The following is a 10,147-nucleotide window of genomic DNA, read 5'->3' as shown; positions in this document are numbered from 1 at the left end:
CAAATGAATAAGACCCGTCTTTTTAGGCGGGTTTTATTTTTTATAATAAAATGACGTCTTATTTTATTCTGATTAGAATACGGCATTTGAAATAACTTTGTTAATTATTACTTTTTGATAGAGCGAATGAAATTAAATCCACAACAACAACAAGCAGTTACAACAATTGATACTCCCTGTTTAGTTTTGGCGGGGGCTGGTTCAGGTAAAACTCGAGTTATTATTAATAAGATCGCTTATTTAATTGAACATTGTCATTATTTACCGAATACGATTGCAGCGGTTACTTTTACCAACAAAGCAGCAAGAGAGATGCGTGAGCGTGTTGCTCAATCAATTGGCAGTCAAAAGAGTAAAGGGCTCACGGTATGTACATTTCATACTTTAGGATTTGATTTAATCAAAAGAGAACATCAAGCATTAGGGCTTAAATCAAGTATTACTTTATTTGATGAACATGATCAAAAAGGATTATTACAGGAATTAACCAAGTCATTTCTGTTAGAAGATAAAGAGAAGTTGGCTCAACTTATACAATATATTTCTGGTTGTAAAAACGATTTAATTTTACCAAAACAAGCATTAGCACTTGCGAAGACGCCAATAGATCGCACATTTGCTGAATGTTATCAGTTATATGTTGAGCAAATGCACGCTTATAATGCTTTAGATTTTGATGACCTGATAATGCTGCCTACTTTATTATTGCGGCATAATACAGAGGTCCGGAATAAATGGCAGAAAAAAATTGGTTATCTATTGGTTGATGAATATCAGGATACAAATACCAGCCAATATGAACTCATCAAATTATTGGTAGGTGAGCAAGCAAAATTAACAGTAGTTGGTGATGATGATCAGTCTATTTATTCTTGGCGAGGCGCAAAACCTGAGAATATTGTTCGTTTACGGGATGATTTTCCTAATTTATCGGTGATTAAATTAGAACAAAATTACCGTTCTACACAACGGATTTTACATTGTGCGAATATTCTGATTGATAACAATGATCATGTGTTTGCTAAAAAATTATTTTCTCAATTAGGCATGGGAGAACCATTACAGGTTATTGAAGCAAAAAACGAAGAACACGAAGCTGAACGTATTGTTGGTGAACTTATCGCACATCGCTTTTTACATAAGACAACTTATCGAGATTATGCCATTCTCTATCGGGGCAATCATCAATCACGCCTATTAGAAAAGGTTTTAATGCAAAACCGTATTCCCTATAAAATTTCAGGGGGAACATCACTATTTTCTCGTATAGAGATCAAAGATGTGATGGCGTACTTACGTTTATTGGTGAATCAAGATGATGATTCTGCTTTTATTCGAATTATTAATACACCACGTCGTGAAATTGGTATGGCAACTTTAGAAAAGCTAGGTAAGTTAGCAAAAGAAAAACATTGTTCTTTATTTGAAGCGATTTTTGATTTTGAACTAATTCAGCGTGTTACCGCAAAAGCATATACAGCCTTACATGATTTTGCTGAATGGATTGTGAAATTATCAGATCAAGTAGAGCGGAGCGAGCCTCAACAAGCGATCCGAGAAATGTTTGCTCAATTACAATATGAAACTTATCTTTATGAGCAGGCAAATAATCCTAAAGCGGCAGAAATGCAAAGTCGCAATGTGGCGATGTTATTACAGTGGGTACATGATATGTTAGAAGGAGATGAATTTAATCCGCCAATGACGTTATCACAGGTTGTGTTACGCTTAACGTTACGCGATATGTTGGAGCGTAATGAGAATGAACAAAGCGGTGATGAAGTCCAATTAATGACATTACATGCCTCTAAAGGATTAGAATTTCCTTATGTTTATTTAATTGGCATGGAAGAAGGTATTTTGCCACACCAAAACTCAATAGACGATAATAATATTGAAGAGGAACGACGATTAGCTTATGTAGGAATTACCAGAGCGCAAAAAGAATTAACTTTTTCTCGTTGTAAAACTCGTCGACAAATGGGAGAGATGATTCATACAGAACCAAGTCGTTTTCTTTTAGAGTTACCACAAGATGATCTTGTTTGGGAAAAAGATAAACCACCCTTGACGGAACAACAAAAACAAGCACAAAGACAGCAAGGATTTGCCAGATTAAAGGCATTATTAACTGATAATTAAAGTGGTTGCGCTTGAGGAAATAAGCGTGAGTTGGTTATAAATTAGGTATTTTGATGATAATCCATTCAATCGAGCGTAAAAACTGTTTTTTTCATAAAAAAGCGTTGACTTATTCTCTAAAATCCATATTATAGCGTCTCAACCGAACGAGGTGAGATGGCCGAGAGGCTGAAGGCACACCCCTGCTAAGGGTGCATAGGGCTTAAAACTCTATCGAGGGTTCGAATCCCTCTCTCACCGCCATTTATTCGACGCATCCGTAGCTCAGCTGGATAGAGTACTCGGCTACGAACCGAGCGGTCAGAGGTTCGAATCCTCTCGGATGCGCCATTTACTTGCTACTCTAGAGTGAATTAAAAGAATAAATGTTATTCGGTAAAAATTATCTTATCAGCGCATCCGTAGCTCAGCTGGATAGAGTACTCGGCTACGAACCGAGCGGTCAGAGGTTCGAATCCTCTCGGATGCGCCATTTCACTACTTATCTAGAATTTCTAACATTTCCTTTATTCTCCTTAGATTTAACTATAGCTATAACAATATAGTATTTATCACTATCTACTATTTTTTATTAAATAATATTGACATTAATTATTATTTGCCATAACTTACATAACCTATATGCGATTAATTTTCATTTACGCTCAATATGAGGTCAATTTATGTCAAATTTAAAAAAACTTGCATTAGCAACTTTCATCTCATCAACCGTTCTTTTTTCAAATACTCTTCTTGCAGCACCAGTTGATTTATCTAAAGAAACTAAACAATATCAAGCATTTGTTGTTGAACAAATTGATGAACTTGTGAAAGGTACTACACAATTTGTTGCTGATTTAAAAGCTGGAAAATTAGAAGAAGCGAAGAAAGCTTACCCGTTGATCAGAATGTATTATGAACGTTCAGAGCCAATTGCAGAAAGTTTTGGTGATTTAGATCCTCGTATTGATGCTCGTGAAGCAGATTTAGAAAAAGACCAAATTTGGTCAGGATTCCATAAAATCGAAAAAATCCTTTGGACAGAAAATACAACAAAAGGTACAGAACAGATTGCGGATCAATTATTAAATGATGTGAAAGAGTTACGTGCAAAAGTACCAACAGTCGAAGTAACAGGCGATTTGATGGTTCAAGGTGCAGTTGACTTATTGAATGAAGTTTCTACTAGTAAAATTACAGGTGAAGAAGAGATTTTCTCTCGTACAGACCTTTATGACTTCAAAGCCAATGTTGAAGGTGCAGAAAAGATTTATCAGATCCTCAAACCAAAACTCGAAAAGAAAGATGCTAAGTTAGTGAAAGAGTTAGATAAGCAATTTAGCAATGTAAATAGCTTATTAGATAAATACAAAGTCGGTAAACATGACTATAAGCCATATACTGATCTTTCAAAAGAAGATACTAGAGTATTAGGCGAAGCAGTTAATAAATTAGGTGAACCGCTTGCTCAAATGGGCGTTATTCTTGATGAAGCAAATTAAAGAAGATCTATGTTAGATTATTAACCACTGTTTTTAGGAACAGTGGTTTTTCCTTTTTGGGGATATACAAAGATGAAACATATTGAAGAAAAAGTAGTTATGAATAATGAACGCCGCCAATTTTTGAAAAAAACAGGTGTAATGTTAGGTGGTAGTGTGGCTGGATTGACTTTAACAACACAAACTACAACTGCAGCAGAAGCCAATAAACCTATCGATAAACACTGTCTTTCGGATATTACTTATCCATTTTATGGTGAACGCCAGCAAGGTATTTTAACTCCACAACAAACATACGTTTATTTTCTAGTATTAGATCTTGCTACCGATAATTTGCATGAAATTAGAGAAGTTTTTAAAACATGGACTCGCTATGCGGAACGTTTAACGCAAGGAAACAATGTTAAAGAATATTCTAAAAATCATTTTGTACCGCCAGCTGATACTGGGGAAGCAGATGATTTATCTGCCTATGGTTTAACCTTAACCTTTGGTGTATCGCCTTCATTTTTAACTAAACTTGGGTTACAAGAGAAGGCACCAACTGCATTTAAAGATCTGCCACTGTTCCCACGAGATCAATTAAGACCAGAATTTAGTGGCGGTGATATTTGTATTCAATCCTGTGCGAATGATGCACAAGTTGCATTTCATGCCGTACGCCAACTTGTTCGAGTTGCTCGATCTAATGTAACGATGAAATGGAGTCAATCTGGCTTTATTTCTGCAGATAAACCGACTGATACGCCACGCAATTTATTTGGCTTTAAAGATGGTACAGCGAATGCTAATACATTGAAGGATACTGCTGGTCAAGTATGGGTGGATCAACCTGATTGGTTGAAAGGCGGTAGTTATATGGTAGTGCGTAAAATTGTGATGCATTTAGAAACTTGGGATAGAACAAGCTATAAAGAACAAGAACGTACTTTTGGACGTCATCGCACTACGGGCGCGCCGATTGGGGAACATGATGAATTTGCTCCGTTAGATTTAGAGAAAAAAAATCATCACGGTAAACCAATGATTCCAGAAGATTCTCATTCTGCTTTAGCACATAAAACAGGCAAACAGATTTTACGTCGTGCTTATTCTTATTCAGATGGTATTAATGCGCGTACAGGGCAATTTGAAAGCGGTTTACTCTTTATTTGTTATCAAAAGGATCCAGACCAATTTATTACGATCCAAAATGCACTAGGTAATGTGGATCGTATGAATGAATATATTACGCATATTGGTAGTGGCCTATTTGCGTGTTTCCCTGGGGTAAAAGAGGGTGAGTTTATTGGTCAAGGATTATTAGGAGCATAAGATGGAATTTAGGCGCTTCTCTGCTTATAAATTTTTATTGCATGGATTTATTTGTTTACTGTTGTTATGTCTAGCAACAGTAACAATGGCGGAAACAAAATTTAATTTAAGTCCGCTCTTTATCCAATTATCTGATGCAATGAGTGCTGTTAAAGAGAATAATCCAGAACAAGCAAAACAAGAGATTGAACAAATCCAACAACAATTTATTGCTATTCCAGAACATACTTCGCCAGCGGGCAAAATTGTATTGGAACAGTTGACTAAAGCATTAGATACGGCTGATTTATCGGATTTAAACGCTTTATCTTCTGCCTTACTTGCCTTTGATAAGGAACAACATCCATTAGATATTGAACAGCAGAAAAAACTATTTAAAAAACGGATTGTTCCCGCATTTGAGCATTGGCAAAAAGTGGTGGCAGAGAATAAGGGGCAACCAGATAGCAATGTTTTACAGCAACAATACCGCTTATTTAATGGCATTTGGGTGAAAAATGAACGTTTAGTTCGTGATGTTGATATGAACTATTATGGCAAGATAGAAACCGCTTTAGCGTTACTGCGTGTAGCGATTGAAACCGAACCATTAGATTATCAACGCGTAGAGCAAAATACACAAAAAATTGCGACACAATTTACGGATTTCTTATCTGGTAAGAAAACAGAAAATGTAGCGGGAAATTATCAGTTAAGTGATGGAGTTGCATTATTAAAAGAGGGCTTGCAAGCGTTTCAACAACAGGACAATGCAACAGCGCAAGAAAAACTGACGACATTTATTGAGATTTGGCCAACAATCGAGGGTGATGTCAGCACTCGAGATGGTTCGCTCTATACACGGGTAGAAAGTGAAATTCCTGTTATTTTGGCAAAAGGTCAAGAACCTAAATATCAAGCCAATTTACAACAGCTGATCGATCAATTAGCGTTAATTAATCCTGCTGCAAGTTATACTGCGATAGATGCGATGTTAATTTTACTGCGTGAAGGTTTAGAAGCATTGTTAGTTGTGATGGCATTAGTGAGTGCGTTACGTGTGGCTAATCGTCCTCAAGGCTATAAGTGGGTCAGTGGAGGGGTTATTGCTGGAATATTATTAAGTATTGTGGCGGCATTTGCTTTACAACGTTTATTCCCAACAGCAAGTTCAGGTACAAATCGGGAAATTATTGAAGGTGGTGTAGGTATCGTTGCTGTATTAATGATTTTAACCATAGGTGCTTGGTTACATAGTAAATCTTCACTAAAAGCATGGCAGGCTTATATTAAGAAACATATGGGCAAAGCATTAACCACTGGAAGTTTTGTTTCTTTATTTGGATTAAGTTTCCTTTCGGTATTTCGTGAGGGGGCAGAAACTATTCTATTTTATGTAGGTATTTTACCGAATATTAGTACAGAATCCTTCGCTTTAGGAGTAGGCATCGCGATTGTGATTTTGGCAATTCTTGCGGTGATTATTTTAAAAAGCTCGGTCAAATTGCCTGTACCAACGATGTTTAAAATCTTAACTTGGGTATTGTATGTGTTAGGATTCAAGATCTTAGGCGTAAGTGTGCATGCGTTACAGCTCACTAAGATTTTACCGACAACAATTGTAGATCTATTACCAAATATTGAATGGTTAGGTTTCTATGCCACCGTTGAAACAGTCGTAGCACAAGTGATTTATGTTGGTTTAATTTTGTTATTACAAAAATGGTTACAACATCATGAACCTGCAACGGCATAGAGTAAATAAGAATTTTAAGGGAGCGTCTAGCTCCCTTTTTTATTACCGATTGAATAGAGATTCGTTTACAATGGTAGCGATAATATTGGTGAGGTTAGAAGAAAAATGTTTACGGTGTATTACGCTAATCAATTGGAATATCAAAAGCAGCTCTTGATTCGCTTATTAGAGGTACAACCATTAGACGATCCCTTTTCTAGTGAGATTATTTTGGTACAAAGTCCAGGAATGGCGCAATGGTTACAAATTCAGTTAGCGGATCACTTTGGAATTGCAGCTAATTTTTCATTTCCAATGCCCTCAACCTTTATTTGGCAATTATACAAAGAGAGTATTCCTGCTGCGGGTGAAAAAAATTTATTCCGTAAAGAAGCATTAGTTTGGCGTTTAATGCGGATTATTCCTGAGTTGTTGCCATTATCTGAGTTTAAAAGTTTACAGAATTATCTAGGACAAGAGTTTACACAGTTAAAGTTATTTCAATTAGCAGAAAAAATTGCCGATCTGTTTGACCAATATTTAGTATATCGACCAGATTGGATTAATCAGTGGGAGGCTGGTGAGTTTGAACAAGTTAAACAACCTCTTGCACAACAGATTTCCACTCGTTACCAATCAATTTTACCAACGATCTTGTCTGATTTTACCTGGCAGGCAATTTTATGGCGTAAATTAATTGAGGATATTACGAGCAATAATCAGGAAGAATCGGTTTGGCATCGTGCAAATTTATATCAGCATTATCTGAATTTATTAGCACAGGGGTATAAACCGAAATATTTACCGAAACGAATTTGTATTTTTGGTATTTCAGCTTTGCCACCAATGTTTTTGACATTATTGGAAGCATTAAGTGACCATCTGGATGTACATCTCTTTTTTAATAGCCTTAGCCGTTATTATTGGGGGGATATTGTTGATCATCGCTATCTTGAAAAATTAAAACTGAAACAGCTAACCCAATCATCTGTGATCAAGACGGTTTATGATGAATCCTTATCGGTTGGTCATCCGTTATTAGCTGCATGGGGAAAATTAGGACGAGATTTTTTATATTCATTAACGCAAGCAGAGCCACAAGAAATAGAGTTATATGTAACGCCTGAAAAACAAGGATTATTGCAGCAAATTCAAAAGCATATTCTTGAATTAGATCTGCAAGATCAGCAATTAGTTTATCAAGCTGGCGATCATTCACTCAGTTTCCACGCCTGTTATAGTCCAATGCGTGAAGTAGAGGTGTTACACGATAATTTATTAGCAATGTTTGCTGAAGATCCGACATTAACGCCAAAAGATATTGTGGTAATGGTGGCGGATATTGATCGCTATACACCTTATATTCAAGCCGTATTTTCCCAATATAATTCTGCGGATAATCGCCATATTCCATTTGCAATTTCTGATCGCAAAGTGACGGAAAGTGATGTTGTAATTGCTGCTTTCTTACAGTTTTTTAAACTGAAAGAATCGTTATTCTCAGTAGAATCAGTATTAGCATTATTAGATGTGGACTGTGTACGGCAACGTTTTGCGATTGATGCTGAGGAGTTACAACAAATTCGTGAGTGGGTTGTGCAGTCGGGTATTCGTTTTGGTTTAGAGAAATATCAAGACCAAGATGTGCCAAATTATAATGCATGGCAAAACGGCGTTGAAAGGATGCTGCTTGGTTATGCCTTAAAAAATGAAGCTGGTGTTTGGCAAGATACAGTTGGCTTTGATTATAGTAAGGGATTGCAAGGAAAAATTGCTGGAAAATTAGCTCAGTTTATTGAAGCGTTGCAAATATGGTACCAACTGTTGCAGCAAACGTGTGCTATTGAAATATGGCGTACAACGATTTTGTATTGTATTGATACTTTTTTTGATACAACAGCAAACAGTGCAACGATTGCTTTATTGAAGCAAGTGACACAGCAAGTATTAGATACTGCTACCGAAAGCCAATATAGTGAAGCACTTGATGCCGAAATTATTAGTCAGTTGCTACAAGCAAAATTAAACGAGCAAGATAATAGTGTGCATTTTCTGATGGGGCAGTTGAATTTCTGTACCTTATTACCGATGCGTGCGATTCCATTTAAAGTGATTTGCTTATTAGGTATGAATGAAGGGGATTTCCCTCGGCAATTAACAACCAATAGCTTTGACATTATGCAATACCAGTTACAAAAAGGGGATCGTGTTCGCCGAGAAGATGATAGTTATCTCTTTCTTGAAGCGCTCTTGTCAGCAAGAGAAAGGTTATATATTAGCTATGTAGGTTATTCTATTATTGATAATACAGAATATGAGCCTTCCGTGTTAGTGAATCAACTAATTGATTATCTGAGCGAGAATCTTTCTGATCCAGAAGTGATTAATCAGCTTAAGTTTACCTACCCAGCAACTATTTTTAGTCCAACTAATTTTATTGAACCTCACTTTTCTTATGCACAAGAATGGGCAGAAGTGGCTATGGCTCAAATACATGAGCAGCGAATGGTTCCGTTTGTACAACCTATATCACTATTACAAGAAGAGGAGCAAACACAAATTATTGAGCTAGACGACCTAATTCGTTTCCTAGTAGCACCACAACGTTACTTTTTTGAGCAGCGATTAGGCGTTTTTCTGCAACAACAAGATGATACATTGATGGAAAGTGAAGTCTTTGCGTTGAATGGTTTGGCACAATATCAACTTAAAGATCGATTGTTGCAACAAGAGAAGAGTAATTGGCAAGCTGAATTTGAGAAAGCGAAATGTGAAGGGCTATTACCACGAGCAGGTTTTACGTTTTTATCACAAGCAGAGTTAGAACAAAATTGCAGTGCGCTATGGGATGAAATAGAGCATTATCGTATTACAGAAGCAGAATCTTTAAAAATTGCGCTACCATTTGCATTTAGCCAGCAAACCGTAATTTTACAAGGACAAATTGATTCACTCTATCAAGATCAATTTATTAGTTGGCGTGTAGGTAAAATTCGAGAACAGGAACAGATTAAATTATGGATTAATCACCTGTTGTTACAAATTGTTGGTCAAGCACAAAGTTCACAATTTTTTGGCTTAGATGCGGGTACTGTTACTAAACTGAATTTTGATCCACTTAATTATGAGCAAGCCTTTGCACAAATGGAAGTTTATATCCAAGACTATTTAATGGCACAACGTGAGATGTGTTTGATTCCTACTTATGACCTAGATGAATTTATTAAATTCTTTAGTGAAGAAGAAAATGATATGGATACTTTGCTACTTAAATTAAATCAAATTAAGCCAGAAAATAAACAATACCAATATTGGCAAAGGATCTTACTCCAAACATCAACATTAGACTATCAAGCCATTAAAAGTGGATTTTTAAATTGGTTTGAGATGATGTGTAAATTACAATCGCTATAATAAGAGGAAATGCATCCGGTTAATTAATATAGGTAGGGGAGGGGAAAGAAAGTATCTAAATTGAAGATACTTTCTTGTTTAA

At 36.2% G+C, this 10,147-nt stretch carries 5 protein-coding genes and 3 tRNA genes; all 8 read left to right on the top strand.

Features of this window, described 5'->3' with window-relative positions; genetic code table 11:
- The first annotated feature begins 126 nt into the window (after nucleotides 1–126).
- The 8 genes from rep to recC all read left to right on the top strand — a co-directional run bounded on the left by rep (nucleotide 127) and on the right by recC (nucleotide 10,065).
- Nucleotides 127–2,142 carry a DNA helicase Rep gene (gene rep / locus PF272_RS11425; RefSeq protein WP_271142853.1) on the top strand — a complete coding sequence of 672 codons (2,016 nt, stop codon included), beginning with the start codon at nucleotides 127–129 and terminating at the stop codon, nucleotides 2,140–2,142.
- Between the two features lie 150 nt (nucleotides 2,143–2,292).
- A tRNA-Ser gene (locus PF272_RS11420) sits at nucleotides 2,293–2,385 on the top strand.
- A 10-nt stretch (nucleotides 2,386–2,395) separates the two neighbouring features.
- Nucleotides 2,396–2,472: transfer RNA gene (locus tag PF272_RS11415), tRNA-Arg, on the top strand.
- A gap of 65 nt (nucleotides 2,473–2,537) precedes the next feature.
- Nucleotides 2,538–2,614 (top strand) — tRNA-Arg (locus PF272_RS11410).
- Nucleotides 2,615–2,804: 190 nt separating this feature from the next.
- Nucleotides 2,805–3,623 carry an iron uptake system protein EfeO gene (efeO, locus tag PF272_RS11405; RefSeq protein WP_271142852.1) on the top strand — a complete coding sequence of 273 codons (819 nt, stop codon included), beginning with the start codon at nucleotides 2,805–2,807 and terminating at the stop codon, nucleotides 3,621–3,623.
- 72 nt (nucleotides 3,624–3,695) lie between these two features.
- Entirely contained in the window at nucleotides 3,696–4,937 is a 1,242-nt protein-coding gene (efeB, locus tag PF272_RS11400) for an iron uptake transporter deferrochelatase/peroxidase subunit (RefSeq protein WP_271142851.1), read from the top strand.
- A 1-nt stretch (nucleotide 4,938) separates the two neighbouring features.
- On the top strand, nucleotides 4,939–6,672 hold the full coding sequence (locus PF272_RS11395) for an FTR1 family iron permease (RefSeq protein ID WP_271142850.1): 1,734 nt from the start codon (nucleotides 4,939–4,941) through the stop codon (nucleotides 6,670–6,672).
- Between the two features lie 105 nt (nucleotides 6,673–6,777).
- Nucleotides 6,778–10,065 carry an exodeoxyribonuclease V subunit gamma gene (recC, locus tag PF272_RS11390; RefSeq protein ID WP_271142849.1) on the top strand — a complete coding sequence of 1,096 codons (3,288 nt, stop codon included), beginning with the start codon at nucleotides 6,778–6,780 and terminating at the stop codon, nucleotides 10,063–10,065.
- Nucleotides 10,066–10,147: the final 82 nt, after the last annotated feature.

This window comes from Gallibacterium faecale, assembly GCF_027920745.1.
GTDB lineage: Bacteria > Pseudomonadota > Gammaproteobacteria > Enterobacterales > Pasteurellaceae > Gallibacterium > Gallibacterium faecale.
The sequence above is the reverse complement of the archived record's forward strand: the minus strand, read 5'-3'. Positions and strand labels throughout refer to the sequence as shown.

What these genes read in the sequence shown, in the direction of transcription:
- efeB (WP_271142851.1), top strand. Translation starts at nt 3,696, where the DNA reads ATGAAACATATTGAAGAAAAAGTAGTTATGAATAATGAACGCCGCCAA.
- PF272_RS11395 (WP_271142850.1), top strand. Translation starts at nt 4,939, where the DNA reads ATGGAATTTAGGCGCTTCTCTGCTTATAAATTTTTATTGCATGGATTT.
- efeO (WP_271142852.1), top strand. Translation starts at nt 2,805, where the DNA reads ATGTCAAATTTAAAAAAACTTGCATTAGCAACTTTCATCTCATCAACC.
- rep (WP_271142853.1), top strand. Translation starts at nt 127, where the DNA reads ATGAAATTAAATCCACAACAACAACAAGCAGTTACAACAATTGATACT.
- recC (WP_271142849.1), top strand. Translation starts at nt 6,778, where the DNA reads ATGTTTACGGTGTATTACGCTAATCAATTGGAATATCAAAAGCAGCTC.